Raw genomic sequence first — 292 nt, forward strand, 5'->3', positions numbered from 1 at the left:
CTCTCATCATAAATGTACTACAGACTGTAAATGTACTACAGGGCGTAAATGTCCAAGAACAAGATGTACTCGCGTGAAACATTGTACTTTCGTTACAAAATGTACGCATGTAAAAAAATGGACATTTGTTACGAAATGTACTCGTGTACGTGTTCAAAAATGGACGTTTGTTACGAAAGTGACACGTAGAAAAGAATGCGTTTTAGTTACAAAACGTACTCGCAGAAAACATTGCACTTTCGTTACAAAATGCATACGCTTTGAAAAGAAATTTTTCTGGACAAAACGAAGT

Annotated in this window: 1 pseudogene; it reads left to right on the forward strand. The window is 35.6% G+C overall.

From position 1 onward, the window contains the following. Positions 1–292: pseudogene (gene exsB, locus MR170_RS31475) on the forward strand (exosporium protein ExsB); the annotation flags it as partial.

Origin of the sequence: Bacillus cereus group sp. BfR-BA-01524 (genome assembly GCF_022662595.1) — a bacterium.
GTDB lineage: Bacteria > Bacillota > Bacilli > Bacillales > Bacillaceae_G > Bacillus_A > Bacillus_A thuringiensis_S.